Origin of the sequence: Saccharopolyspora taberi, assembly GCF_039534165.1 — a bacterium.
GTDB lineage: Bacteria > Actinomycetota > Actinomycetes > Mycobacteriales > Pseudonocardiaceae > Saccharopolyspora_D > Saccharopolyspora_D taberi.
The window spans coordinates 234,969-260,132 of sequence record NZ_BAAAUX010000016.1; the positions used below are offsets into that span (position 1 = coordinate 234,969).

The 25,164-nt window shown below is 70.9% G+C and carries 23 protein-coding genes; 16 read left to right on the top strand and 7 right to left on the bottom strand.

What is annotated here, in order from left to right; genetic code table 11:
* Positions 1–43: 43 nt before the first annotated feature.
* Both ABD691_RS19985 and ABD691_RS19990 read left to right on the top strand, forming a co-directional pair.
* On the top strand, positions 44–1,171 hold the full coding sequence (locus ABD691_RS19985; RefSeq protein ID WP_344681894.1) for a patatin-like phospholipase family protein: 1,128 nt from the start codon (positions 44–46) through the stop codon (positions 1,169–1,171).
* Positions 1,065–3,377: a protein kinase domain-containing protein gene (locus tag ABD691_RS19990; protein ID WP_344681896.1), complete on the top strand. Its 2,313-nt coding sequence runs from the start codon at positions 1,065–1,067 to the stop codon at positions 3,375–3,377. The genes ABD691_RS19985 and ABD691_RS19990 overlap by 107 nt, the downstream gene beginning before the upstream one ends.
* A 55-nt stretch (positions 3,378–3,432) precedes the next feature.
* On the opposite strand, the gene rocD is transcribed toward ABD691_RS19990, so the two are convergent.
* Positions 3,433–4,662, bottom strand: coding sequence for an ornithine--oxo-acid transaminase (rocD, locus tag ABD691_RS19995; RefSeq protein ID WP_425565124.1), 1,230 nt, complete (start codon positions 4,660–4,662; stop codon positions 3,433–3,435).
* A 319-nt stretch (positions 4,663–4,981) separates the two neighbouring features.
* Here rocD and ABD691_RS20000 point away from each other — a divergent pair, with 319 nt between their 5' ends.
* A complete protein-coding gene (locus ABD691_RS20000; RefSeq protein WP_344681899.1) occupies positions 4,982–6,028 on the top strand; it encodes a lactonase family protein in 1,047 nt (348 codons plus the stop codon).
* Positions 6,029–6,041: 13 nt separating this feature from the next.
* Here the strand turns inward: ABD691_RS20000 and ABD691_RS20005 are convergent, their stop codons facing one another.
* Positions 6,042–7,715, bottom strand: a complete 1,674-nt coding sequence (locus ABD691_RS20005; protein ID WP_344681900.1) for a serine/threonine-protein kinase — start codon at positions 7,713–7,715, stop codon at positions 6,042–6,044.
* 76 nt (positions 7,716–7,791) lie between these two features.
* Positions 7,792–8,088: a winged helix-turn-helix transcriptional regulator gene (locus ABD691_RS20010; protein WP_344682342.1), complete on the bottom strand. Its 297-nt coding sequence runs from the start codon at positions 8,086–8,088 to the stop codon at positions 7,792–7,794.
* 194 nt (positions 8,089–8,282) lie between these two features.
* Here ABD691_RS20010 and ABD691_RS20015 point away from each other — a divergent pair, with 194 nt between their 5' ends.
* From ABD691_RS20015 to ABD691_RS20035, 5 genes are all read left to right on the top strand, one after another.
* Entirely contained in the window at positions 8,283–9,158 is an 876-nt protein-coding gene (locus tag ABD691_RS20015) for an NAD(P)-dependent oxidoreductase (RefSeq protein WP_344681901.1), read from the top strand.
* A 70-nt stretch (positions 9,159–9,228) separates the two neighbouring features.
* Positions 9,229–10,011 carry a VOC family protein gene (locus ABD691_RS20020; RefSeq protein WP_344681902.1) on the top strand — a complete coding sequence of 261 codons (783 nt, stop codon included), beginning with the start codon at positions 9,229–9,231 and terminating at the stop codon, positions 10,009–10,011.
* 164 nt (positions 10,012–10,175) lie between these two features.
* Positions 10,176–11,696 (top strand): sugar ABC transporter ATP-binding protein, encoded by a 1,521-nt coding sequence (locus ABD691_RS20025; RefSeq protein ID WP_344681904.1) that lies wholly within the window; start codon positions 10,176–10,178, stop codon positions 11,694–11,696.
* Positions 11,689–12,687 carry an ABC transporter permease gene (locus tag ABD691_RS20030; RefSeq protein WP_344681905.1) on the top strand — a complete coding sequence of 333 codons (999 nt, stop codon included), beginning with the start codon at positions 11,689–11,691 and terminating at the stop codon, positions 12,685–12,687. The genes ABD691_RS20025 and ABD691_RS20030 overlap by 8 nt, the downstream gene beginning before the upstream one ends.
* A gap of 143 nt (positions 12,688–12,830) precedes the next feature.
* Positions 12,831–13,850, top strand: coding sequence for a sugar ABC transporter substrate-binding protein (locus ABD691_RS20035; RefSeq protein WP_344681907.1), 1,020 nt, complete (start codon positions 12,831–12,833; stop codon positions 13,848–13,850).
* Positions 13,851–13,899: 49 nt separating this feature from the next.
* On the opposite strand, the gene ABD691_RS20040 is transcribed toward ABD691_RS20035, so the two are convergent.
* Positions 13,900–15,084 carry a macrolide family glycosyltransferase gene (locus ABD691_RS20040; protein ID WP_344681909.1) on the bottom strand — a complete coding sequence of 395 codons (1,185 nt, stop codon included), beginning with the start codon at positions 15,082–15,084 and terminating at the stop codon, positions 13,900–13,902.
* A 116-nt stretch (positions 15,085–15,200) separates the two neighbouring features.
* On the opposite strand from ABD691_RS20040, the gene ABD691_RS20045 reads away from it, so the two are divergent.
* Positions 15,201–15,839, top strand: coding sequence for a trimeric intracellular cation channel family protein (locus ABD691_RS20045; protein WP_344681911.1), 639 nt, complete (start codon positions 15,201–15,203; stop codon positions 15,837–15,839).
* A 1-nt stretch (position 15,840) separates the two neighbouring features.
* Here the strand turns inward: ABD691_RS20045 and ABD691_RS20050 are convergent, their stop codons facing one another.
* Positions 15,841–16,293 (bottom strand): peroxiredoxin, encoded by a 453-nt coding sequence (locus ABD691_RS20050; protein ID WP_344681912.1) that lies wholly within the window; start codon positions 16,291–16,293, stop codon positions 15,841–15,843.
* Positions 16,294–16,405: 112 nt separating this feature from the next.
* Between ABD691_RS20050 and ABD691_RS20055 the strand changes: the two genes are divergently transcribed.
* Positions 16,406–17,278: a serine hydrolase gene (locus ABD691_RS20055; RefSeq protein ID WP_344681915.1), complete on the top strand. Its 873-nt coding sequence runs from the start codon at positions 16,406–16,408 to the stop codon at positions 17,276–17,278.
* Positions 17,279–17,491: 213 nt separating this feature from the next.
* Here ABD691_RS20055 and ABD691_RS20060 read toward each other — a convergent pair whose 3' ends face one another.
* Positions 17,492–18,100, bottom strand: a complete 609-nt coding sequence (locus ABD691_RS20060) for a hypothetical protein (protein ID WP_344681917.1) — start codon at positions 18,098–18,100, stop codon at positions 17,492–17,494.
* A gap of 133 nt (positions 18,101–18,233) precedes the next feature.
* On the opposite strand from ABD691_RS20060, the gene ABD691_RS20065 reads away from it, so the two are divergent.
* The 6 genes from ABD691_RS20065 (at position 18,234) to ABD691_RS20090 (ending at position 24,478) form a co-directional block, all read left to right on the top strand.
* Positions 18,234–19,544 (top strand): ABC transporter substrate-binding protein, encoded by a 1,311-nt coding sequence (locus tag ABD691_RS20065; RefSeq protein ID WP_344681919.1) that lies wholly within the window; start codon positions 18,234–18,236, stop codon positions 19,542–19,544.
* Positions 19,541–20,419 carry a carbohydrate ABC transporter permease gene (locus ABD691_RS20070; RefSeq protein ID WP_344681921.1) on the top strand — a complete coding sequence of 293 codons (879 nt, stop codon included), beginning with the start codon at positions 19,541–19,543 and terminating at the stop codon, positions 20,417–20,419. Before ABD691_RS20065 ends, ABD691_RS20070 begins: the two co-directional genes overlap by 4 nt.
* The gene (locus ABD691_RS20075) at positions 20,412–21,251 is read left to right on the top strand and encodes a carbohydrate ABC transporter permease (protein WP_344681922.1); all 840 of its coding nucleotides are present in this window, start codon (positions 20,412–20,414) and stop codon (positions 21,249–21,251) included. The genes ABD691_RS20070 and ABD691_RS20075 overlap by 8 nt, the downstream gene beginning before the upstream one ends.
* A 9-nt stretch (positions 21,252–21,260) precedes the next feature.
* Positions 21,261–23,189: a beta-galactosidase trimerization domain-containing protein gene (locus ABD691_RS20080; protein ID WP_344681923.1), complete on the top strand. Its 1,929-nt coding sequence runs from the start codon at positions 21,261–21,263 to the stop codon at positions 23,187–23,189.
* A gap of 240 nt (positions 23,190–23,429) precedes the next feature.
* Positions 23,430–24,275: a helix-turn-helix domain-containing protein gene (locus ABD691_RS20085; protein WP_344681925.1), complete on the top strand. Its 846-nt coding sequence runs from the start codon at positions 23,430–23,432 to the stop codon at positions 24,273–24,275.
* Positions 24,276–24,295: 20 nt separating this feature from the next.
* On the top strand, positions 24,296–24,478 hold the full coding sequence (locus ABD691_RS20090) for a DUF397 domain-containing protein (RefSeq protein ID WP_344681927.1): 183 nt from the start codon (positions 24,296–24,298) through the stop codon (positions 24,476–24,478).
* Positions 24,479–24,481: 3 nt separating this feature from the next.
* On the opposite strand, the gene ABD691_RS20095 is transcribed toward ABD691_RS20090, so the two are convergent.
* Positions 24,482–24,808, bottom strand: coding sequence for a hypothetical protein (locus tag ABD691_RS20095; protein ID WP_344681929.1), 327 nt, complete (start codon positions 24,806–24,808; stop codon positions 24,482–24,484).
* Positions 24,809–25,164: the final 356 nt, after the last annotated feature.

Here is a 25,164-nt window from a genome sequence, read left to right on the forward strand (position 1 = left end):
GGTACGATCTCGGCGTCTGTTGTCTGCGGGAGAGCAGGATCGGATGGACAACGAATACTGGCTTCGGTCTCATCCTGTGCTGAACGTGCTCCGGGCGCGGCGTGAACATCCTGACCTGCCCGGTCAACGGCGAGACGGCCACCGGATCGGTCTCGCGGTCGAAGGCGGCGGGATGCGCGGGGTGGTTTCCGCCGCGATGCTGGCGGCGCTGGAGGATCTGGGTCTGCCGTTCACCGCCTTCGACGCGATCTACGGCACCTCGTCGGGCTCGATCAACTGCGCGTACTACGTCGGCGGCAACACCTGGTATCCGCTGTCGATTTACTTCGACGACCTGAGCACCCGCGAGTTCGTCGACTTCCGGCGCGCGTTCACCGGCAACATCCTCAATCTCGACTACGTGGTCGACAGCGTGATAACCAAGGTGAAACCGCTGGACACCGGGGCCCTGATCGGCTCGGCCGTCCCACTGCACATCGCGGTCACCAACGTCGACGAGCGGCGCACGGAGTCGGTTCACGACTTCGCGTCCGACACCGAAGTGCTGTCCGCGCTGCGGGCCAGCATGTGGCTGCCGGTCGCCATCCGCGGTACGACCCGGTTCCGGGACTTCCGGGCGGTGGACGGAGGCGTGCTGACCCCGCACCCCTTCCAGCTCGCGCTGGACGACGGCTGCACGCACGTCCTGTCGTTGAGCACCCGGCCGATCCGCGAGCCCAGGAAGCGGTACGGCGCGTCGCAGTTCGTCAGCTACCGGCACCTGGAGAAGCTCCAGCCCGGCCTGGGGGACGGCTACCTGGCCGCTGTCCGCCGCTATCGCAGCGATCGGCAGCGCTTGCAGACCAGGATGCGGGAGCCCGGTGCGGCGCCGTACGTCCTCGACCTCGCGCCGCTTCCCCGGATGCCGGAGGTGAAGCGGCACGAGCTGCGGCTCGGCCCGCTGATCGCCGGTGCCCGGGGCGGTTACGAGCTGATGTGCTGCGCGATCGAGGGAATCGACCCCGCGCGGCTCAGGTCCGGCGGGATGCAGGCTGTTCCGCGATTCACCTTTGTGAGAAGGGAATATGGCTCCAGACCGCACAGCCTCCCGCGTCCGGGAACTTCTGCGCGAGTGCAGGCGATTACCCGAACACCGCGGGAAAGCAACGGTTCTGTCGAAGTGGACGGCTGACGACTGGCGGATCGCGTTCGCCGAACTGCCGCTGGACGCCAGCACGTTCCAGGACCGGTTCGAGGTGGATCTCGACGAGCTGATCTCGGAACTGCGCGACTGGCGGCGGAAGGCAGGCGGGCAGGCGGGCAGTCTCGGCGGCGACATCGGGCTGCTGATGCTCACGCTGATCTGCCTGCGCTTCTCCGCGAGCAGCCGGTCGGGTGCCGACCACGAACACGACTGCTCCGAGGACTGCGAACCGCTGGTCGCCGATCCAGACGTGCAGCAAGCCATTTGCCGCCTTTACGCGCCCGGCAACTTCCCGTCCGACCTGCCGAACCTCGGCGATCGGGACCAGCAGGCGATCGCCAAGCACGAATGGGCGATGGTCGACCCCGGCAGCCTCCGCTTCCACCGCCACGGCACCACCTCTTTCATCCTTTCCGGGGATACCGGACTCAGCCACGGGCGCCGGGCGAAGTTCGCCCTGAAATGCCTGATCTACCCGTACCTGCGGATTCCGGCGATCGCCCGTGCCACCGTCGGCTACCGGGCGGCCTACGGCAGGACCGGCGACGCCGAGCACATGGTCGGGGTGTGGGCCAGCGGCGACAGCTGGATCCTGATGGACTTCGTCGACGGCGAGCAGCTGGACGCCTACCTGGAACGCAGGCTGGGGCGGGAGAAACCGGGGCTCGGGCTGAAGCTGGGCGTGCTCGAAGAGCTGGGTTCCGCGTTGCTGTCCGCGCTGGAGGAGCTCGAGCAGCACGGCGTCCAGCACGGGGACCTGTCGATGTCCAACATCCTGGTCGTCACCCGCGGCGACCGGGTGATCTTCCGGCTGATCGACATCGGTCCGAACTACCTGCACACCCAGCCGATTCCCGGCGCGGGCGGTGCCGACCGCCAGTACGTGGCACCGGAGGTCCGTTCCCACGGGGCCGACCTGCAGCGCGCCGACCTGTACTCGCTGGGCCGGCTCCTGATCAACTTCGCCGGCGCGTCCGGCCCGCCGGCCGGAATCGTGCCGGACGACTTCTACTCCGAGGCGCCGCTGCTGGCCAGGTTCGTCGAGGACCTGGTCGACAGCGATCCGGCCCGGCGCCTGGTGCTGTTCGAGGCGCGCGCGGGCGAGCCGATCTACCCCCGGCTCAAGCGGGCCTTCACCAGGGAGGTGGCGGCGGTCCGCGCCATCCGCAAGGCGAGCCTGACGCACTCCCGCTCGCCCTGGTACATGCACCTGCGCGAGCTGGTCCGTCCGCTGTCGGGAGTGCCCGCCCAGCAACGCAGGCTGTGGAAGTTCCGCCAGGAGCACGGTTCCGGTGACGAGCACGCCCGCTCGGAGATGGGCCACCTGCGCAGGCTGCACTTCTGGACGATGACCAACGCGACCCTGTTCTACCTGTCGGCTTCCGTGATCGTCATGTGGTGGCTGCGCGATCTCGGCCTGAGCTGGGACACGCGGGTGATCTCGTTGCTGCAGGTGGTGACCGGCTCCAGCAGGGACCGGCTCCCGCTGGTGGACGACATCCGCGCGGCCGACTACCCGATACCCGACGCCTGGGGCAGCCTGCCCGCCAGGATCGTCGCCCTGAGCTTCGCGTTCGCCGCGGTGAAGTACTACCAGAACATCTTCGCGGGTCTCACCCCGCTGGTCGCCTCCCGCGCCGACCCCGCTGTCCGCCGTCCGGCGGTGATCGCCGAGTTCGCCGTCCGCGCGATGACGGTGATCCCTCCGGTCCTCACCCTGACGCCGACGCTGGTGCAGCGGGACTGGTGGCCGATCTGCACCGCGCTGGGGATCACGGCCACCTTCCTGTGCAACCTCGCGTGCGTCCACTTCACCCGGGCCGCGACGGCGTGCGCGGTCACCGCCGGGCTGACGACAGTGCCCAGGGAGGCGGGAAATCCGGACCGGCCGGACGTCGCCGGTGTCCGGGAACTCGGCGACTGGACCGGCTCGGCGGCCTTCTACGGCGTGGCGTGCTGGACGATCGGCCTGCTGATCTTCACAACGGTCCTGCGCGACACCCTCGTCTACGCGCTGGCGGTGACGGCGATCAACGTCATCCTGTTCTACGTCCTCCGGTGCGGCGTGAACGCGCGGTACATCCGGGCGGGCCTGGTCCGGTCCTGCCTGGCAGCCGAGCGCCTCGGACGGCTCAACGAGCGGCGAACGCAGGGAGAGCAGCAGGCACGCGCGATCGAACCGGCCAGGCCGTAGCCGTGCGGAGCGGTCCGGTGCGGGAGGAACGCACCCGCACCGGACCGGTCCGGGCTCAGCGGCCGAGGACCTCGGCCACGGCGTCGATGCCGGTGTCCAGGTCCTCCCGGCTGATCACCAGCGGCGGAGCGATCCGCAGCGTGGTGTCCTGCGTCTCCTTGCACAGCACCCCGCGCTCGGCCAGCGCGACGCTGGCCTCCCGGCCGCTCGGCCCACCGGGCGCGATCTCCACGCCCGCCCACAGCCCGCGCCCGCGGACCTCGCTCACGCCGTGCCCGACGAGCTCACCCAGCCGCGCGTGCAGGTGCGCGCCCAGCTCGCGGGACCGCTGCTGGAACTCGCCGGTGCGCAGCAGCCGGATCACCGCGCGGGCCACGGCGCAGGCCAGCGGGTTGCCGCCGAAGGTCGACCCGTGCTCGCCGGGCCGCAGCACGCCCAGCACCTCGCGCCTGCCGACCACCGCCGACACCGGCAGGATGCCGCCGCCGAGCGCCTTGCCCAGGGTGTAGAGGTCGGCGCGGACGCCGGTGTGGTCGCTGGCCAGCAGGTCGCCGGTGCGGGCGAGGCCGGACTGGATCTCGTCGGCGATCAGCAGCACGCCGTTGTCGTCGCAGATCCGGCGCAGGCGCGGCAGGTAGTCCGCGGGCGGGACGACGACCCCGGCCTCGCCCTGGATCGGCTCCACCAGCACCGCCGCGGTCCGGTCGGTGACCGCGGCCTCGACCGCGTCGGCGTCGCCGTAGCCGGTGACGGTGAAGCCAGGGGTGAACGGGCCGAACTCGTTGCGGGCGATCGGGTCGGTGGAGAACGACACGATCGTGGTGGTGCGGCCGTGGAAGTTCGACCCGGCCACCACGATCTCCGCCCGGTCCTCGGGCACCCCCTTGACCTGGTAGGCCCACTTGCGCGCGACCTTGATCGCGGACTCGACGGCCTCGGCGCCGGAGTTCATCGGCAGCACCACGTCGGTCCCGGTCAGCTCGGCCAGCTCGGCGCAGAACGGGCCGAACTGGTCGTGGTGGAACGCGCGGCTGGTCAGCGTGATGCGGCCCAGCTGCTCGGTGGCCGCGGCGACCAGCTCGGGGTGGCGGTGGCCGAAGTTCAGCGCCGAGTAGCCGGCCAGGAAGTCGAGGTAGCGGCGACCGTCCACATCGGTCATCCAGGCACCCTCGCCGTCGGCGAGCACGACCGGGAGCGGGTGGTAGTTGTGCGCGCTGTACTGCTCGGCGAGGTCCAGGTACGCCTCGGTGGTGGTGGGGGCTGGGCGGGATGGAGCAGCAGTCATAGCCATAGATTATGTGCCGGATGTCGTCTGATTCAGCCGCAGGACGTTGCTTGTTCACGTGCTTCGTTGCATGGTTGCGGTCAAATCCGAAGAATCGTTGTCTTCTCGGGCTCGGCGCGCACGGTTTTGGAATCCTGGTCGGGACGTGACCGGCTCCGCGAGGACACTGGAGGCTGCGTGAGCGACACTTGCCATCCGCTCGCGGCTGCCGACCGGGTGCGGGTGCCCCGCAAGACACTGGACGCTGCGTGAGCCACACTTGCCATCCGCTCGCGGCTGCCGACCGGGTGCGGGTGCCCCGCAAGACACTGGAGGCTGCATGCCGTTCAACGGCGAGTACCGGATGTACGTCGGCGCCTACACGGGGTCGGAGTCGCGGGCCTACGGGATCAGGCTCGCGGAGGTGACCGCCTCCGGCGCGGTCCGCTGCACCGACTCCGTCGCGGCCACCGCCGACCCGTCGTTCCTCGCGCTGTCGCCCGACGGCGGGACGCTGTTCGCGGTCAACGAGATCGCCGACGGCCGGGTGGTCTCCTTCGCGGTCGGCGCGGACGGGACGCTGGCGGAGGTCAACTCGCAGCCGACGCTGGGCCAGGCGCCCTGCCACCTCAGCGTCCACCCCTCCGGCCGGTTCCTGTTCACCGCGAACTACGTCTCCGGCAACGTCGTGGTGCACCCGATCGCCGAAGGCGGCGTGCTGCGGGCGCCCTGCCACGTCGTCCAGCACAGCGGCAGCGGACCGGACCGGGACCGCCAGGAAGGCCCGCACGCGCACCAGGTGGTAGCCGATCCCGGAGGCAGGCACGTGCTGGCGGTCGACCTGGGCGCGGACTCGGTCCAGGTCTACGACTTCGACCAGGAGACCGGGCACCTCGCGCTGCGGGAAGCGGCGTCCATGCGCGCCGGGTCGGGGCCGCGCCACCTCGCGTTCCACCCGTCGGGCACCCGGTTCTACCTGCTCAACGAGCTGGCCTCGACGATGACCGAGATCGGCTACGACCCGGTGTCGGGCGCGATGGAGCCGGGCCGGACGCTGTCGATGCTGCCGCCGGACTTCGCCGGGCAGAACCTGGCGGCCGAGGTCGTGGTCTCGCCGGACGGCCGGTTCGTCTACGGCTCCAACCGGGGCCACGACAGCATCGCGGTCTTCGGGTGCGAGGACGGTTTCCGGTTGCTGGACGTCCGGCCCGCCGGGGTCGCCGGGCCGCGGCACATCGCGCTGTCGCCGGACGGCCGGATCCTGTTCGCCGCCGGGCAGGACAGCGCCACGGTCCAGGCGTTCGCGGTCGGGGAGTCCGGCGACCTGACCCCGGCAGGCGAACCGGTGCCCACCCCGGAACCGGTGTGCCTGCTGCCGGTCGGCTGACCGTCCGCCGAGGTCAGAGCAGGCTTGTGTCGTAGCGGCCGTGGCCGTACTGGGCCAGGGCCGCGCGGACCCGCTTGGCCTCCTGCCGCCGGGTCCACCAGCCACCGGTCGCGCCGATCGGGAACACCCGGGCACCGCCGTGGTAGCCGCTGGTCCGGTGCCACGCGCTCGACCGGGGCGCGGGGACGCCATCCACCAGCCAGACCGCGACCGCCTGCTTCTTGCCGGAGCCGACCACGGCGACCCGGCGCACGTGCGACCACGGGATCTCCCGGGCCAGGCCCAGCCGCGAGACCCGGATGCCGTCCCCGTTGATCTTGAGCCGCAGCCTGGGCATCAGCACCCGGGCCGCCGACCAGACCGCGCTGATCCCCAGCAGCAGCATGCCCAGCCGGTACACCTGGTACGGGTCGCCGGACAGGGAGGCCTGGCTGGCGAGCTCGTGCGCGCCGAGCATCAGCAGCACGATCACGAGTCCGGACACGAACGCGCCGACCCGGCCGCCGGTGTGGAACACCGGTCCCGGCTGGTCCTTGCGGACCTGGGGCGCGGCGGGGGACTGCGAGGTCTGCCGCGGTCGGGCGGGCACGATCTGGCCGCGCTGCTGCGCGGGCGCAGGGGCCGGGGCGGCCGGTGCAGGAGCGGCGGGTGCTGGAGTGGCTGGCGCAGGAGCGGCCGGTGCTGGCGTGGCCGGGGCTTGGGCCTGGGGAGCGACGGGCGTCGGAGCCGGTGCCTGGGCGACCGGCGGAGCGGGCTGGGCCTGCGTGTAGCCGCGGGTCGCGGGCTTGGGCGCGGGCGGCTCGGCGACCGCGGTCCGCTGGAGCTCGGTGGCCGCCTCTGTGATCACCGCCGTGATCTCCGACGGCAGCCACTGGCTGCCCTCCGGGCTGGCCTCGCCGATCCGGTCCAGCAGCTCCCGCGGACCCGGCCGCGCGGCCGGGTCCTTGGCCAGGCACGCCGCCAGCAGCGGGCGCAGCCCCTGCGGTACGGCCGACAGGTCGGGCTCGTCGTGCACGACGCGGTAGAGCATGGCCGCGGTGTTCTCATTGCCGAACGGCCCGGCGCCGGTCGCGGCGAACACCAGCACCGCGCCGAGGGAGAACACGTCGCTGGGCGGGCCGACCTCCTCGCCCGAGGTCTGCTCGGGGGAGAAGAACCCCGGCGTGCCCATGAACATCCCGGTCGCGGTCAGCGCGCTGCCGGTCATGGCCCGCGAGATGCCGAAGTCGATCACGCGCGGGCCGTCCGGGCCCAGCAGGATGTTGGCCGGTTTCAGGTCGCGGTGCACCAGGCCCGCGCGGTGGATGCCGCCCAGCGCCTCGGCGAGCCCGGCGGCCAGGCCGCGGACCGAGCGCTCGGGCAGCGGGCCGTGCTCGGCGACCGCCTTGTGCAGCGTCGGGCCGGGCACGTACTCGGTCGCCAGCCAGGGCTGCTCGGCCTCGGTGTCGGCGTCGACGACGGTGGCCGTCCAGAACCCGCCGACCGAGCGGACCATCGCCACCTCGCGGCGGAACCGCTCCCGGAACTCGGCGTCGTCGGCCAGGTCGGCCCGGATCACCTTGACCGCGACGACCCGGCCGCCCCGCGAGCGCCCCAGGTAGACCGATCCCATCGCTCCTCTGCCGATCCTGGCGAGCATCCGGTAGTCGCCGATCCGGGTGGGCTCGCTGGTCAGCAGCGGCTGCACGGCTGGTCCTCTCGGTGGCTGCGGGCGGTCGCCCACGAGCTTACGGATGTCGTCCGGGCGGCGTGGGCCGGTCGGGTCAGGTGTTCCCGCCACCGGTGACGGCTTCGATGCGGTCGAGGTTGCTCTCGCCCCATTCGCCGAGCGGGGTCATCGCCTCCACGAGCGAGTGGCCGAACTCGGTCAGCGAGTACTCCACCTTGGGCGGCACCTCGTAGTACATCTCGCGGTGCACCAGGCCCGTGGACTCCATCTCGCGGAGCGAGAGGGTCAGCATCCGCTCGCTGATACCGGGCACCGTCCGCCGGAGTTCGCCGAACCGCAGGGTGTCGAAGTGCAGCGCCCAGAGGATCAGCGCCTTCCACTTGCCGCCCATGAGATCGACGGCGGCGTCCAGCCCGCAGCCGTACTTGCGCTTGTTCACCCGGACTCCCTTGCTGACAAATTGTTCAGTACCCGAGGGAAATGTGGGTACTTGATCAATTGTAGGCGGCGGTACCAGCATGAAAAGGCGCTCGGGGAAACCGGAATCGCGCATTCGAGAAATCGGACTCTGACTGGAGCACGACAATGACAGCCAATCCCGCCGCGGTGACCGTCATCGGTCTCGGCGCCATGGGCACCGCGCTCGCCCGGGCGTTCCTGGACGCCGGCCACCCGACGACGGTGTGGAACCGCAGCGCGGCCAAGGCCGCACCCCTGGTCGCCGGTGGCGCGGCGCACGCGGCGGAGGTCGCGGACGCGGTCGCGGCGAGCCCGCTGGTCGTCGCCTGCCTGACCACCTACGACGCGACGCGCGAAGCGTTGGCACCGGCCTCCTGCGACGGCCGCACCCTGGTCACCCTGAACAGCGGAACCCCCGCAGGCGCCCGCGCGATGGCGGACTGGGCGGCCGAGCGCGGCGCCCGGTTCCTGGACGGCGCGGTCAAGAACGTCCCCGAGGCGGTCGGGAAGCCGGACACCCTGCTCTACTACGCGGGCGACCGGGCCGTCTTCGACGAGCACCGGGCGACGCTGGAGGTGCTCGGCGGCGACACCCAGCACCTCGGCACCGATCCCGACCTCGCCGCGCTGTACGAGTACGCCGTCGGCGGCACCCTGCTGCCCGCCCTCCTCGGCTTCTTCCAGGGCGCCGCGCTGGTCACCGGACGCGGGCTGCCCGCGAGCTCGCTCGTCGGGCACACGGCGAAGTGGCTGGAGATGATCGCCTCCGTCCTGCCGCGGATGGCCGAGGAGATCGACACCGGGAACTACCGCGAGCCGTCCTCGTCGCTGGGGTTGTTCCACGAAGGCATCGCCTACGACCACGAGGTCGGCGCGGAGAGCGGCATCGACGTCTCCTGGCACGCGCCGATGCACGACCTGCTGCGGCGCGCCGTCGCCGAGGGCTACCGCGACCAGAGCATCTCCGCGCTCGTCGAACTGCTCCGGCGGCCCGCGCGCTGACCGGCGGCTGTCGGGGGCCGCGGCCATGCTGGAACGGCCGCGAGACCACCACGAAGTTCGAGGAGCAACCATGTTCAGCACCACCCGGCCCGGTTCGCCGAACTGGATCGACCTGGGCACACCCGACACCGACGCCGCTGCGGAGTTCTACCGGGAGGTGTTCGGCTGGCAGGTGCGGTCGGCGGGCCCCGGCGCGGGCGGCTACGGCTTCTTCCTGCTGGACGGGAAGATGGTCGGCGCGGTCGGTCCGCTCACCGAGGAGGGCGCCACCTCGTCGTGGACGGTGCACTTCCACACCTCCGACGCCGACGCCACCGCGAAGGCGGTCGAGCAGGCGGGCGGTTCGGTCCGGATGGCCCCGGACGACGTGTTCGACCAGGGCAGGCTGGCTGCCTTCACCGACCCGACCGGCGCGGAGTTCGCCGTCTGGCAGCCCGGCGCCCACCGCGGCCTGGAGGTCGTCGGAGCCGAGAACTCGTTGCTGTGGACCGAGCTCTACACACCCGACGCGGCGAAGGCAGGCGACTTCTACCGCGCGGTGTTCGGCTGGAACGTGCAGGACGCCCCGATCCCCGGTGTCAGCTACGGCATCGTCTCGGCGGCCGGGGCCGGTCCCGACGACGGCCACGGCGGGATCATGCAGCTGCCCGAGGAGAACCTGGCCGCGGGCAGCGGACCGGAGTGGCACCCCTACATCGCCGTCGCCGACGTCGACGCGACGCTGGCCACCGCCGCGGGCAGCGGCGCCACCGTGCTGATCCCGGCCGACAGCGCCCCCGGTGTCGGCAGGCTGGCGATGTTCCTCGACCCGTTCGGCGCGCAGGTCGCCGTGATCACGCCCGACCCCAGCTGACCGGAAACCGCCGGGAGACCGCGGTCTCCCGGCGTGCGGGCAACGATCTGGTAATCGGTTACTTGGCTTCGTTCCAACCCTTTCGAGGCCCCGGTGTAGTGGGTATGATCCGGCGGACCGCGAGCCGGAACTACACGATCGACGCCGATCGAGGGGAGCCAGCCGTGACGACCGGAACCGACTCCGCACCGGCGGTGGCGCTGCGCGGCGTGGGCAAGCGATTCCCCGGTGTCGTCGCGGTCTCCGATGTGGACCTCGACGTCGCCGCCGGGGAGGTGCACGTCTTCGCCGGCGAGAACGGCGCGGGCAAGTCGACCCTGATGAAGATCATCGCGCAGGTCGAGCCGCCCAGCTCCGGGCACGTCGAGCTGGCCGGGCGGCCGGTGTCCTACCAGGGGCCGGGATCGGCGCGCAGGCTCGGGATCTCGATGGTGCACCAGGAGTTCGCGCTGGCACCGGACCTGTCGGTGGCCGAGAACCTGTTCATCGGCCACGAACCCGGCGGGTTCGGCTGGATCTCGCGCGGCCGGGAGCGCCGGGACGCCGCCGAGCTGCTGGGCCGGGTCGGGCTGACCGTCGACCCGGGCCGCCGGGTGGGGCTGCTGTCCACTGCGGAGCAGCAGCGGGTGGAGCTGGCCAAGGCGCTGGCGGTGCGCGCGAAGGTGCTCATCCTCGACGAGCCGACCGCGTCGCTGACCGAGCGCGAGACCGAGGAACTGTTCGGCATCGTCCGGGAACTCACCGCGCAGGGCATCGCCGTCCTCTACATCTCGCACCGGCTCGACGAGATCTTCGAGATCGGCGACCGGGTCACGGTGATGCGCGACGGCGCGGTGGTGGCGACCCACCCGGTGTCCGAACTCGACGAAGCCCGGCTGGTGCAGCTGATGGTCGGCCGCGACGTCGGGAACCTCTACCCGCGCACCCACTCGGCGCCCGGCGAGGTGCGGCTGCGCGTCGACGGGATCACCCGCGACGACGTCGTGCGGGACGTGTCCTTCGAGGTGCGGGCGGGCGAGATCGTCGGGCTCGCCGGGCTCGTGGGCGCCGGGCGCACCGAGCTGGCGCGTGCGGTTTTCGGCGCCGAACCACCGGATTCCGGCAGCGTCTGGCTGGACGGTAAACGATTGCGCATCCGGGGTCCGTCGGACGCGATCGCCGCGGGCATCGGCTACCTCACCGAGAGCCGCAAGTCGGATGGTCTTGCCCTGCAACTGGGGGTGGACAAGAACATCACGATGGCGAAGCTGCCGATGCGGGCCGGCCTGATCGACCTCGGGGCGGAGCGCCGGATCGCCGAGCGCGACCGGGACGCCCTGCGGATCAGGGTGCCGCGGGTCGGCAGGCCGGTGCAGACGCTGTCCGGCGGCAACCAGCAGAAGGTGGTGCTGGCCCGCTGGCTGGAGACCGGTGCGGAGGTGCTGTTCTTCGACGAACCCGGCCGCGGCATGGACGTCGGGGCCAAGTCGGAGATGTTCCAGCAGATGGACGCGCTGGCCGCCGAGGGCAAGGCGGTCGTGTTCATCTCCAGCTATCTGCCCGAACTGCTGAACATGTGCGACCGGATCCTGGTCATGCGGGCGGGGCGGATCACCGGCGAGGTTCCCCGGGCCGAGTTCTCCGAGGAACGGGTGGTCGCGCTCGCGACCGGTGCAGGCACGACACCGAGGGAAGACCATGAGTGAGCAGACCAACGACCGCGGCGTGCTCGGCGGGCTGCTGGACCGCGCTTCCGGCGCGGTGTCGCAGGTCGCGGCGGCAGGCGCGCTGATCGTCGTGTTCGTCGTCCTGTCCATCGTGGCGCCGTCGTTCCTGACCGCCGACAACCTGTTCAACCTGGGGTCGCAGACCTCGGTGAACGCGGTGATGGCGGTCGGCGTGACGCTGGTGATCATCACCGGCGGCATCGACCTGTCGGTCGGGTCGGTGGCCGCGCTGTCCGGTGTGATCGGCGTGATGCTGATGGCCAACTACGGGTTCAACCCGTTGCTGGGCATCCTCGGCGGGCTGGTGATCGGCGCGGTCGCCGGGCTGATCAACGGCCTGCTGGTGTCGGTGGTCGGGCTACCGCCGTTCATCGCGACGCTGGGCATGCTCAGCGTCGGCCGCGGGCTGGTGCTGATCGTGACCGGCGCGGTCGCGGTGTTCGGCGCCCCGGAGTCGTTCCGGCTGCTCGGCCAGGGCGTGATCAACTCGATCCCGATCCCGATCGTGCTGATCGTGCTGGTCGCCGTTGCAGGGCACCTGGTGCTGACCCGGACCAGGCTGGGCCGCTACGCCTACGTCATGGGGTCCAACATGGAGGCCGCGCGGCTTTCCGGGGTCCCGGTCAAGAAGCACACCACCGCCGTTTACGTGCTTTCCGGTGCACTGGCCGGGCTCGGCGGGATGATCGCGGCCTCGCGCATCAACTCCGGGCAGCCCAACTTCGGCGAGGGCCTGGAACTCGACGTGATCGCCGCGGTCGTGATCGGCGGAGCGAGCCTGTTCGGCGGGCGCGGCACCGTGCTGGGCTCGCTGATCGGCGCCTTCCTCGTCGCCGTCATCCGCAACGGCGCGGTGCAGCTCGACATCGGCACCTTCTACCAGAACGTGCTGATCGGCGTGATCATCTGGCTCGCCGTGTGGTGGGACCGCTACCAGCGGCGCAAGCTCGCCGGCGACGCCGGCGGCTGACGGGCAGGAGGCCGCGCGGGTTCACGCGGCCGACCGGGTGCGGGTGTCCCGCACAGGCACAGGAGGCGGCGTGGACGACACTGCTCTTCCCGTTCGCGCCGCCGACCGGGTGCGGGTGTCCCGCATGAACACAGGAGGCGGCTATGAACGGGGTTTCAACGGCGAAACTGCTGGCTGGTGTCGCGGTGGTGGCGGCGCTGTCCACGACGGCGTGCTCGGTCGAGGTGCGCCAGCAGTCCGGGGACAACGCGGGTCAGAGCGGCCCGGTCAAGATCGCGGTGGTGCCCAAGGCGATCGGCTTCGACTTCTGGGAGCAGGTGCGCGTCGGCGCGGAGTGCGCGGCGTCCAAGCAGCCCGAGGTGGACGTGCAGTGGGACGGCGTGACCGCCGAGAGCGACGTCAGCGGTCAGCAGAGCCTGCTGCAGGACATGCTGTCCAAGGGCGACGTCAACGGCCTGGTCTACGCCGCGACCGACGCCAAGGCGCTGGCCGACATCACCAGGACCGCCACCCAGCAGGGCACGACGGTGGTCAACATGGACTCCGGCACGAACCCGCAGCCGCCGGAGGTCCCGGTCTTCGCGACCAACAACGTCGCCGCCGCCGAGCAGGGGACCGACCTGCTGGCGAAGGAACTCGGCGGCGCGGGCAAGGTCGCCTTCATCGAGTTCCAGCCCGGCACCAGCACCAACGAGACCCGCGGCCAGGGCTTCAAGAACGGGCTCGCGCGCAATCCGGGTCTGCAGCTGGTCGCCCAGCAGTCCAGTGACAGCGACTACAACACCGCGCTGCAGGTCACCCAGGACATCCTGACCGCCAACCCGGACCTCAACGGCATCTACGCGGCCAACGAGCCGAGCGTGCTGGGCGCGGCCGAGGCCGTGCGGCAGGCGGGCAAGGCGGGCCAGGTCAAGATCATCGGGTGGGACACCTCGGACGGCCAGATCCAGGCCCTGCAGGAGGGCGTGATCACCGGTCTGATCGCGCAGAACCCGTTCAAGATGGGCTACTCGGCCGTCGAGGCCGCGGTCGGCAGGATCCGCGGCGGGCAGCAGCCGCCGGTGGACACCGACACCGGTTCGATGCTGATCACCAAGGAGAACCTGAACAGCCCGGAGATCCAGAAGCTGCTGAACCCGAGCTGCGAGAACCCGCCGCAGTGATCCTCGACGCCCGGGGTTCCCGGCGCCTGCCTGCCCGCCGAGCGCGTTTCTAGGCCAGGGCGGACCGCCGCGCGTGCTCCTCCAGCGCGTCGGCGGCGGCGACCGCTCCGCCTCCGGACGTCACGGCGCGGCGCATCGCGTCGAGGTTCCGGCGGATCCCGGGGTCGGTGGCCACGTGGTCGACGGCCGCGCGGATCTCCTCCGGCGCCGGATCGGTCAGCACCCGGCCCAGCCCCAGCTCCTCGACCCGCCGCGCGTTCGCGCGCTGCTCGGGCACCTGGGGCGCGGCCACCAGCGGAACCCCGGCGGCCAGCGACTCCATGGTGGACCCCATGCCGCAGTGGCTGACGAAGGCGTCGGCCCGTTCGAGCACCGCCAGCTGCGGGAAGTGCGGCCGGACATCCACATTGGACGGAATCGGGCCCAGTTCGGCGCGGTCGACGCGGTGCCCCGCCGACAGCGCCACGTCCCAGCGGCCGTCGGCGAAGGCTTCCAGGCACATCCGGAAGAAGTCGGGCCGCGCGTTGTACGCGGTGCCCAGCGAGACGAACACCAGCGGGCGCCCGGTTTCCGGCGGACGCCACGACCCGGCGTCCTCCCGGCGCGGCGACGGTCCGACGAACCGGTACCGCTCGTCGAAGGTCTCCCCGCCGGGCTGGAACTCCTTCGGCACGTACACGATGTTGAGCGGTGCCGGGACCTCGTTCATCGTGTCCGGCAGCTCGCCGAGCCCGTTGGCCGCGGCGAAGTCGGCCATCGCCCGCTGCGCCGCGACCAGCCGCGGATCGGCGAAGTCGAACGAGTCCGAGGTGAAGATGTCGGCCACCGGCTGGTCCGGGTGCCCGGCCAGGTTGGGGATGACCGCGACGGCGGGGGCCGCGAACAGGTCGGCCACCAGCCGGCCGTACGGGTTGATCGGGTCGAAGCACAGCAGGTCCGGCCGGTCGGCGCCGAAGTGCGCGCGCAACACCGGGAGTTCGAGGCGGAACCAGTCGAGTGCCTGCTCCAGGATCGAGGCCAGGGCCTGCGCGTCGAACTCGGCCCAGTCGCCCGGGCTCTCCGGCGCGGCGGAGGGGAGCGGGACCGGATCGGCCCCGGCGGCGCGGACCAGGTCGGCCAGCTCGCGGCCGACGGCGTAGCTGACCCGGTGCCCGCGCCGCACCAGCTCGGACACCAGCGGCAGCTCGGGGTTGACGTGCCCGGGGGCGGTGGGGGTGTAGAAGCCGACGTGCATGACCGTCCGTTTCTCGGGAGGAACAGGGTCCGCTTTCCCTTATACGGAGATCCGGCCGAACGCGCCCATGCTGGAGAGGCCTCGCCCCGGGCGGGCCGCCGGGGTAGAACGTTGCGGTGTCCACTGTGATCGTCAGCCCGGTGGTGCAGGAAATCCTGGACCTGATCGGGATCTTCGCCTTCGCGCTGTCCGGCGCCCTGCTCGCGGTGCGCAAACGCTTCGACGCGGTGGGGATCGCCGTGCTCGCGGAGGTGACCGCGCTGGGCGGCGGGGTGCTGCGGGACGTGGTCATCGGCGCGGTCCCACCGGTCGCGTTCACCGACATGGGGTACTTCGTGACCCCGCTCGTCGCCGCCGCGCTGGTGTTCTTCTGGCATCCGAGGCTGGCCCGGATCAACCGGTTCGTGCTGGTCTTCGACGCCTTCGGCCTCGGCGTCTTCTGCGTGGCGGGCACGATCAAGGCGCTCAACCACGGCATGCACCCGCTGCCGGCGATGGCCCTCGGCGTGATGACCGCGATCGGCGGAGGAGCGCTGCGCGACGTGCTGTCCATGGAGGTCCCGGCGTTGCTGCACCCGGCCAGCGAGATCTACGCCGTCCCGGCGCTGCTGGGCAGCTCCCTGGCAGCCGGGCTCGCCGCGCTGCACCTGCTCAACCCGGTCACCAGCGCGCTCGCCGCGCTGATCGCGGTCGTGGTGCGGTTGCTGGCGCTGCGCTACGGCTGGCGTGCGCCCCTGGCGCCGGGGACCGAGTAGCTCAGCGGCGCTCCCGCAGGAAGGCCAGCGCCTCGTCGGCGTGCGCGGTCATCCGGAACTCGCTGCGGATCACCCGCAGCACCTCGCGGTCGGTTCCGATGACGAAGGTGTGCCGCTTGACCGGCAGCGGTCCGAACCGGCGCTTGACGCCGAAGGAGCGGGCGACCTGGCCGTCGAAGTCGGACAGCAGCGGGAACCCGAAGGAGTTGGTCTCGGCGAACCGGCGCTGCTTGGCCACCGGGTCGGTGCTGATCCCCACCGGGTTCGCGCCGACCTCGGCGAACTCACCGGCCAGATCGCGGAAGTGGCAGGTCTCGGCGGTGCAGCCGGGGGTCATCGCGGCCGGGTAGAAGAACAGCACCACCGGGCCGTCGGAGCACAGCTCGGAGAGCTTGCGCTCGGTTCCGTGCTGGTCCGGCAGAACGAAGTCCTCGGCCACGTCGCCTGATCGCATGGAGATCTCCTTCGCGGTGTCTTGCCGGATCGTATGCCCGACGACCGTGAGCGGGATACGCGTTTGCGGTTTGCCGCCCAGGATCCGGGGGTAACCGAGCGTTCGTATGGGAGTGCGGGGGGAGCGTCGGCGGCTGTCGTTGCGACGACGGGCGGCTTTCGGGCTGTGCCTGCCGGTGGCCGTGGTCGCGGGCGTGCTGGGGTTGTTCGAGGCCAGCGCGGTGAAGGTCGAAGAGGTCAGGGCTCCGGTCGCCGCACCCGCGGCACCACCCGAGCACCGCGCCGCGGCGGCGGCCGGGGCGATCGACGACTGGGCGTCCGACCAGGACAGCGGCGTGTTCGCGATGGCGGTTCTGGACCGGCGCACCGGCGAGTACGCCGAGAGCGGCGGCGCGCGGACGACCCTGTACTCGGCCTCGCTGTCCAAGCTCGTCGTCGCGGTCGACGTGCTGGACCGGTCAGGCCGGATCGGCGAGCCCGACCTGGACCTGGTCCGGCGGGCGCTGGGCCCCAGCGAGGACGAGGCGATGAACGCGCTGTGGGAGCGCTTCGACGGTCCGGGGGCGATCGGCCGGGTGGCCGGTGCGCTGGGGCTGTCCGACACCCGGCCGCCCGCGGACCCGGCGCGCTGGGGCGAGACGCTGACCTCGGCCCGGGACGTGGTCCGGCTGTTCGAGCACGTGCTGACCGGGATGGACCCCGCCGACCGCGACTTCGTGATGACCGCGCTGCACGACGCCCCGGCCACCGGTGGCGGTGGTTTCGACCAGCGGTACGGACTCGGCGCGGTGCCCTCGTCGGGGGTCAAGTCCGCGTGGATGTGCTGCCAGCAGGCGCGGACCACCCTGCACAGCGCCGGGGTCACCGACTCGTCGCACCGGTTCGTCGTGGCGCTGCTGTCGTCGCAGCCCGCCGTCGGGTACGGGCCGGCCCGGGAGAAGCTGACCGAGGCCGCCACTGTCCTGCGCGCGGGACTCGACAACTAAGGCGTCCGTCCGCCAACCCAGCCATCGTCTTCAAGCGGCGCAAGCCGCTTAGCCCACCCAAGCAACCGGCACCGCCGCGGGTTCTCAGGCGTCGTCTCGCGAGGACAGCTTTTTCCGTCGTATTGGCATACGTCGGAAAAAGATCCCGCAGCGAGGCGGCGCCTGAGGTTCCGCCACCCGCACCGCCAAGCAAGCCCTTCGCAACACGACACCTCAGACCAACCGGTCGAGGAAGAGGCGTAGCTCGGAGAGGTCCAATGCGTCGGCGGGTTCCCGCTCGACGTGCATCGCGATGATCCGGGTCCGCGCGGGCTCGACGCGGCCGACCACCGCCGACAGCGCGCTGTCGAGCACGTCCTCCACCAGCTCCGGCGCCAGCCCGGCCAGCACCGGGTGGAAGAACTGCACGACGACGGCCCCGAGGTCCGGGAAGTGCTCCACCGCCACCCGCGCCCCGCTCATCTCGATCGTCAGGTCGCCGACGACGCAGGTCATGGTGGCCGGGTCGGCGACCGGCAGGGACAGGCCGCTGTACTCCCAGTGCTCGTCGTCGGCGGGCGCGCCGTCGAGCACGGTGTGCGCGATGTCGTCGGCCCTCGGGGTGGCGCCGGTGATGCTCAGCGCGTGCGCGGCCTGGAGTCCGGGCCGCAGCGAGAACCGGAGATCGGGGTGCAGCGCGCCGAGCCGGTCGCGCAGCGGTTCCACGAACTCCTGCGCGCGGTCGGCGCGGATGGCCTCCGCCAACGGCTCCCGGATGCGGTTCCACCAGCTCCAGAACTCCGTGATCGCCTCCGGGCCCGGCATCCGCTCGGCTTCGGCCATAGTTCACCCCACCACACCGACCGGTACCGGTGGGCCGGTATGACGAACTTCCGCCGGTCAAAACCGGACAGGTTGGATCACGGGAAGGTAACGGTTCTTCAGCTGAACGGGTTCAGATCCTAGCTTGGGCCGCGTGAGCCGAGTCACAGGTGTCCGGGCGCTCGCCGCGGTCGTGCTCGTGCTGCTCACCGCGTGCGCGCCGCCGCCTCCGGAGCCGACGCTCACCTACTGGGCGAGCAACCAGGGTTCCAGCGCCGAGCAGGACCTGGAGATCCTGCGCCCGGAGCTGGCGAAGTTCACCGCGCGCACCGGGATCCGGGTCGAGGTCGAGGTGGTCTCCTGGGCCGACCTGCTCAACCGCATCCTCGGCGCGTCGACCTCCGGGGTCGGCCCGGACGTGGTCAACCTGGGCAACTCCTGGGCCGCCTCGCTCCAGGCCACCGGCGGGTTCGTCACCTTCGACGACGCGCTGATGCGGCGGCTCGGCGGCCGGGACCGGTTCGTCGCCAGCAGCATGACTTCGACCGGCATGCCCGGCAGGCCACCGTCGTCGGTCCCGCTCTACGGGCTCTCCTACGGGCTGTTCTACAACAAGCGCATGTTCGCCGAGGCCGGGATCACCGAACCCCCGCGCACCTGGGCGGAGTTCGTCGACGTCGCGGCCAGGCTGACCGATCCCGCGCGGGACCGCTGGGGCCTGACCCTCGCGGGCGCCAGCTACACCGAGAACGCGCACTTCGCGTTCATCTTCGGCCGCCAGCACGGCATCCACTTCGTCGACGAGCGCGGCCACGCCACCTTCACCTCCCCGCAGGCGGTCGACGCGGTCCAGCGCTACGTCGACCTGATGGCGGGCCACCGGGTGGTCAGCACCGACGACGCCGAGACCGGGACGACCTCGGAGGCCGTCTCGGCGTTCGTCAACGGCCGGGCCGCGATGCTGCTGGCGCAGAACAGCGCCCGCGCCGCGATGCGCTCCGGCGACCTGCCCGACGACGCCTACGGCGTGGTCCCGATGCCGGTGCCGGATTCGCTGCCACCGGGCGGAGTTCCGGTGCGCAGCCACGTCGCGGGCACCAACGTCGCCGTCTTCGAGGACAGCCCGCGCCGCGAGGACGCGCTCCGGCTGGTCGAGTTCCTTACCAGCGCGGAGGAACAGCGGATCCTGAGCCAGGCCTACGGCACGCTCCCGGTCGTCGAGGACGCCTACGACGACCCGGCTTCGCGGGCGCCGGTGGACCGGACGTTCGCCGAGGTGCTGGCCGAGGATTCCGAGCCCATGCCGATGATCCCGACCGAGAGCCGGTTCGAGACCACGGTCGGCGCCGCGATCCGGGACCTGTTCGCGCGGGCCGCGACCGGGAACCCGGTGCACCGCGAGGACGTGCGGGAAGCGCTGGCCGACGCGGAGCAGAAGATGAACGGCAGCGGTGGGCCGCGATGACCGGCTCCCGGTTCGTCCCCTACTTCCTGCTCGCGCCCGCGCTGCTGTTCGAACTGCTGGTGCACCTGGTGCCGATGCTCGGCGGGCTGTGGATGAGCGTGCTGGAGCTCAACCAGTTCTTCCTCCGGGACTGGCTGAACGCACCGAGCGCCGGGCTGGACAACTACCGCTTCGCGGTCGACTTCAACGGCGCCGTCGGCGCGGAACTGCTGCGCTCCTTCGGCGTCACGGCCGCGTTCTCGCTGATCACGGTCACCACGTCCTGGGCGCTCGGGCTGTTCGCGGCGACGCTGCTGCAACGGAGCTTCCCCGGCCGCGGGGTGCTGCGGGCGCTGTTCCTGGTGCCGTACGCGCTCCCGGTCTACACGGCGGTGATGATCTGGAAGTTCATGCTCGACCGCGGCGACGGCATGGTGAACACCGTCCTCGGCACCGAGACCTTCTGGTTGCTGGGCGACAACGCCTTCGCCAGCCTCGTCGTCACCGGGGTCTGGCGGCTGTGGCCGTTCGCGTTCCTCGCGCTGATGGCGGGCATGCAGTCGATCCCCGAGGACGTCTACGACGCCGCGGCGGTGGACGGCGCGGGGATCTGGCAGCGGTTCCGGACCATCACCGTCCCGATGCTGCGGCCGGTGACCCAGGTGCTGCTGCTGGTGCTGTTCCTGTGGACGTTCAACGACTTCAACGTGCCGTACACGCTGTTCGACCAGTCGGTGCCGTCGGCGGCGAACCTGGTGTCGATCCACGTGTACCAGAACTCGTTCCTCACCTGGAACTTCGGCCTGGGATCGGCGATGTCGACGTTGCTGCTGCTGTTCCTGCTGGTCGTCACCACCGGCTACCTGGCCGTGACCTCGCGGAGGCGCCGTGCGTGAGCCGACCTGGTTCCGGCTGCTGCGGGTCGCCGGGCTGACCGCGCTGGTGCTGTTCACCGGCCTGCCGCTGTACGTGATGGTGACCTCGGCGATCAAACCGCTCGAAGACGTCCGGGACACCTTCCAGTGGTGGCCGTCGGTGGTGACCTTCCAGCCGTTCGTCGACATGTGGTCGACGGTCGCGCTGGCGGACTACTTCGTGAACAGCACGATCGTCGCCGCGGGTGCGGCTTCGGCGTCGGTGCTCATCGCGCTGTTCGCCGCGTACGCGATCAGCCGCTACCGCTTCCGCGGCCGGGACCTGTTCCGGATCACCGTGCTGTCGACGCAGATGTTCCCCGGGATCCTGTTCCTGCTGCCGCTGTACCTCATCTACGCCGCGATCGGCCAGGCGACCGGGATCCTGCTCCAGGGCAGCCACCTCGGGCTCGTCATCACCTACCTGACGTTCTCGCTGCCGTTCTCGATCTGGATGCTGGTCGGCTACTTCGACTCCATCCCGGTGGAACTCGACGAGGCCGCCCGCATCGACGGCGCGGGGCCGCTGACCGTGCTGTGGCGGGTCGTGATTCCGGCTGCCAGGCCGGGAATCGCCGCGGTCAGCGTCTACGCCTTCATGACCGCGTGGGGCGAGACCCTGTTCGCCTCGATCATGACCGACTCGGACTCGCGCACGCTGGCGGTCGGGCTCCGGGAGTACTCCACCGAATCCTCGGTCTACTGGAACGAGGTCATGGCGGCGTCGCTGGTGGTCAGCGTCCCGGTCGTGGCCGGATTCCTGTTGTTGCAGCGATATCTGGTGCAGGGACTCACCGCGGGGGCGGTGAAGTAGGGAGGTCCGATGCGGCGCAACTCCGCCAAGCTCGTCGTCGGCGGCGAACCGGTCGTCTGGCTGGGAGCGAACTTCTGGTCGCGCGCGGGCGGGCCGCTGATGTGGCGCGGCTACGACCCCGGCGTGGTCCGCTCCGAGCTGCGGGTGCTCGCCGAGCACGGGCTGCGGCAGACCCGGTCCTTCTTCTACTGGCCCGACTTCATGCCCGAACCCGACCGCATCGACGAGGAGAAGGTCGCGCACTTCGCGGATTTCCTCGACGCGCACGTGGAAACCGGCATGTCGTCCATCCCGACCTTCATCGTCGGCCACATGTCCGGCGCGAACTGGGATCCGCCGTGGCGCGGTGGCCGCGACCTGTACGCCGACGTGTGGATGGTCGGCCGCCAGGCGTGGTTCGTGCAGCGGATGAGCGAGCGCTTCGCCGAGCACCCGGCGGTCGCCGCGTGGTTGATCAGCAACGAGATGCCGATCTACGGCAGGCTGCGGCACGAACCCGCGGCACCGGCCGAGCACGTCGCGAGCTGGGCGCAGCTGATGGTGCAGGCGGTGCGGGCCGGGGGAGCGCGGCAGCCGGTGTCGCTGGGCGACGGCGCGTGGGGCATCGAGGTCACCGGCGTGGACAACGGTTTCTCGGTGCGGGAAACCGGCGCGCTGGTCGACTTCACGGGGCCGCACGTCTACCGCATCGACGACGATCCGGTGCGCCAGCACCTCAACGCCGCGTTCATCTGCGAACTCTCGGCGGTGGCGGGGAAACCGGTGGTGCTGGAGGAGTTCGGGCTCTCCAGCGACATGGTGTCGGCGCGCAACGCCGGCCACTACTACCGGCAGACCCTGCACACCTCGTTGCTGGCCGGGGCCACCGGGTGGCTGGCGTGGAACAACACCGACTACGACGACCTGGTGGCGCAGGAGCCGTACTCGCACCACCCGTTCGAAATGCACTTCGGCATCACGGACAGCTCCGGAGCGCCCAAAACCCCGCTGCTGGAACTGAATTCCTTCGCGCAGGTGTTGTCTGATGTGGACTTCCCGCGCTGCCGGCGGACCGACGCGTCGGCGGGCCTGGTGGTCAGCGAGTACCTGGAGCGCGGCTATCCGTACAGCCAGGACGACGACCGGCCGCTGATCTTCCGATCCCTGCAACAGGGTTATGTCGCCGCGCGGGAGGCTGATCTGCCGGTCGGTTTCATCAGGGAGCGGGACGGGATCGACGACTGCGCGCTGTACCTGCTTCCATGCGTGAAGCAGTTGAAAGGGCCGACCTGGCAGGAACTGCGTCAGCGCGTCCGCGATGGCGCGGTGCTTTACCTGTCGTATTGCGCGGGCGAGGTTTCGCACCACAGGAGTTCGTGGCTGCCCTACCTGGACGAGACGTTCGGGATCGAGAAGCAGTTGTCGTACGGACTGGTCGACTCCGTCGAGGACAACGAGGTCGAGTTCACCTTCGTCGAGGATTTCGGCGGCATCGCGGCAGGAGAAGTGCTGCGCTTCCGCGTCGGCGGCAACGAGCACAGCCGTGCCCACCTCCCGGTTGAGCCGCGTGGCGCGGAAGTGGTGGCCACCGATGCCCGGGGAAGACCGGCGCTGCTTCGCCACACCTCCGGGAGCGGTCAGGCGGTGCTGTGCACGTATCCGGTCGAGCACTTCGCTGCGACGAACGCGCGGGTGAATCCCGAGGACACGTACCGGATCTATGCGGCTTTGGCCGAGGTCGCGGGGATTTCCCGTCCGGTGACCGTTGCCGATCCGGCCGTGTTCGCCGACGTCCTGGAGCACGAATCGGGCAGGCGTTTTGCTTGGCTGGTCGGGCAGAATCCCGAGCCGGTCACCGTGGTTCCTACGGTTTCGGGAGTTCTGCGCGAGTTGGACGGAAATCCGGTGGAAGAAGTGGAGTTGCCGCCGTTCGGGGTGCGGGTTCTCGAACTTCGCTGACGGCCCGAATCATCGGCGTGGGCAAGGATTTTCGGCCCGCCCCGGCTCGGGGTGGGAGCGGAGTCGCCGGGGCGGGTCATCCGGCCACCCGGAGAACGGGGAGGAAGGCGACCGGCGCGAGGAACGTATCAGCGTGAATATTCGTCTGTCATTCATCGTTCGGGTGATGTCGGTGTGCCGCCGCATTCCGGTCCGGCAGACTTGCCGCAGCAGTGGGAAAAGCAGAGGGGAGATCGCCGCATGACCGGCCCCACGATCCGCCGCAGGCAGCTCGGCCGGGAACTGCGCAGGCTCCGGGCCGAGGCGGGCAGGTCCTCGCGCGAGGTCGCCGAGTGGCTGGAGGTGTCGCAGGCGACGGTGTCCAAAGTGGAGAACGGGAAGCAGGCGCCGAAGGTCGCGCACGTCCGGCTGCTGACCCAGCTCTACGGCGTGCGGTCGCCGGAGTCGGAGGCGATCCTGCGGCTGGCCCGCGAGGCCAACCAGCGCGGCTGGTGGACCGCCTACGGGGACTCGGTCCCGGACTGGTTCCGCGACTACGTCGGTCTGGAGACCGATGCGAGCGAGTTGCGCACCTACGACCCGGAGCTCGTCCACGGCCTGCTCCAGACGCCCGGCTACATCAAGGCGGTGACGGTCGCGTTCCACGAGGAGCGCTCGGACTTCGACGTCGAGCGCTACGTCGACCAGCGCCAGGCCAGGCAGGACCGCCTCACCGGCGGCGACCCGCCGACGCTGGTGTCGGTCGTCGGTGAGGGCGCGCTGCGCAGGCAGGTCGGCGGCACGAGGGTGATGCGCGGGCAGTTGGAGCACCTGATCGAGATGAGCAGGCTCCCGCACGTCACGCTCCAGGTGCTGCCGTTCCGCGCGGGCGCGCACCCGGCGATGGTCTCCCCGTTCACCCTGCTCGGCTTCGAGGAGGACCCGGACATGGACGCGGTGTACCTGGAGAACAACGTGGGCGCGACGTACCTGGACCGCCCGCGCGACATCAGCGCCTACACCGAGGTCTTCGACCGGGTGCGCAAGCACGCGTGCACGCCGAAGAAGACGAAGGACTTCCTGACCGGCCTGGTGAAAGAGCTGTGACGACGGGAGGAACGCGGCCGATGCGATGGCGCAGGCCCTCGCGCAGCGGGGGGAACGGCGGTCAGTGCGTGGAGGTGGCGCTGACCCCGGACGCCGTCGGGGTGCGGGACAGCAAGGACCCGGCCGGCGGGACGCTGCGCGTCCGGCCGGAGGCCTGGGCCGGTTTCGTCGCCGCCATCCGGGCGGGGCGGTTCGGGCGGTGAGGATCACGACGCCGGGTAGGCCGAACTGAGGTGCACGACCCGCGCGACGGCCAGAACGACGAGGACGGCCGGGAGCAGCAGCCACTTCCAGCTCAACCACTTCAACAAGAGCGGAACCAGGTCGACGAGCACAGTGATGACGCCGAGGACCGCCACCACGAACGCCATGCCGGTGATCGCCGCGAGCCCGGAATGGTCCCAGTCTCCCTGCGGGGGCTGGTAGGCGATGACGAGCAGGAACGCCAGGACTGCGCACCAGGCCGACTGGAGCGACGCGCAGATCACCACCATCACTCGCCGCCCACGCGCGGGGCGGGCCTGTTCGCTCACCGGTTGGTGAGGCAGCGGATTCGGTGACGTCATCTCCCCAGGGCATCCTCGATCGCGGATGGCCTGCAGCTGGGCGGACACGGCGGAATCTCCCGAATCCGGGCCGTGTTCGGGCTTCGGCCCGGTGCCGGGTGTCCGCAATCCCGGCATGGTCCCCCCAGACTGCGTTGCGCGAGCAGGCTAGACGGCCCGGAATCTCCGCCGAGCCGGCTTCGTCGTTGATCACTCGGTCGGCCCAGGTGCAGAGCGGGTCGGCGTCACGCGGGCTGCGCTGAGCGTGGCCGCGCGGCAGCGTCGTGACGCGTCGGCGCCTTGGTTCCGATGACCAGCCCAAACACCCACCATCCCGCCCCGTG

What these genes read in the sequence shown, in the direction of transcription:
- ABD691_RS20080 (WP_344681923.1), top strand. Translation starts at nt 21,261, where the DNA reads ATGCGGCGCAACTCCGCCAAGCTCGTCGTCGGCGGCGAACCGGTCGTC.
- rocD (WP_425565124.1), bottom strand. Translation starts at nt 4,662, where the DNA reads ATGACTGCTGCTCCATCCCGCCCAGCCCCCACCACCACCGAGGCGTAC.
- ABD691_RS20000 (WP_344681899.1), top strand. Translation starts at nt 4,982, where the DNA reads ATGCCGTTCAACGGCGAGTACCGGATGTACGTCGGCGCCTACACGGGG.
- ABD691_RS19985 (WP_344681894.1), top strand. Translation starts at nt 44, where the DNA reads ATGGACAACGAATACTGGCTTCGGTCTCATCCTGTGCTGAACGTGCTC.
- ABD691_RS20010 (WP_344682342.1), bottom strand. Translation starts at nt 8,088, where the DNA reads ATGGGCGGCAAGTGGAAGGCGCTGATCCTCTGGGCGCTGCACTTCGAC.
- ABD691_RS20050 (WP_344681912.1), bottom strand. Translation starts at nt 16,293, where the DNA reads ATGCGATCAGGCGACGTGGCCGAGGACTTCGTTCTGCCGGACCAGCAC.
- ABD691_RS20085 (WP_344681925.1), top strand. Translation starts at nt 23,430, where the DNA reads ATGACCGGCCCCACGATCCGCCGCAGGCAGCTCGGCCGGGAACTGCGC.
- ABD691_RS20070 (WP_344681921.1), top strand. Translation starts at nt 19,541, where the DNA reads ATGACCGGCTCCCGGTTCGTCCCCTACTTCCTGCTCGCGCCCGCGCTG.
- ABD691_RS20030 (WP_344681905.1), top strand. Translation starts at nt 11,689, where the DNA reads ATGAGTGAGCAGACCAACGACCGCGGCGTGCTCGGCGGGCTGCTGGAC.
- ABD691_RS20015 (WP_344681901.1), top strand. Translation starts at nt 8,283, where the DNA reads ATGACAGCCAATCCCGCCGCGGTGACCGTCATCGGTCTCGGCGCCATG.
- ABD691_RS20040 (WP_344681909.1), bottom strand. Translation starts at nt 15,084, where the DNA reads ATGCACGTCGGCTTCTACACCCCCACCGCCCCCGGGCACGTCAACCCC.
- ABD691_RS20060 (WP_344681917.1), bottom strand. Translation starts at nt 18,100, where the DNA reads ATGGCCGAAGCCGAGCGGATGCCGGGCCCGGAGGCGATCACGGAGTTC.
- ABD691_RS20090 (WP_344681927.1), top strand. Translation starts at nt 24,296, where the DNA reads ATGCGATGGCGCAGGCCCTCGCGCAGCGGGGGGAACGGCGGTCAGTGC.
- ABD691_RS20035 (WP_344681907.1), top strand. Translation starts at nt 12,831, where the DNA reads ATGAACGGGGTTTCAACGGCGAAACTGCTGGCTGGTGTCGCGGTGGTG.
- ABD691_RS20020 (WP_344681902.1), top strand. Translation starts at nt 9,229, where the DNA reads ATGTTCAGCACCACCCGGCCCGGTTCGCCGAACTGGATCGACCTGGGC.
- ABD691_RS19990 (WP_344681896.1), top strand. Translation starts at nt 1,065, where the DNA reads ATGGCTCCAGACCGCACAGCCTCCCGCGTCCGGGAACTTCTGCGCGAG.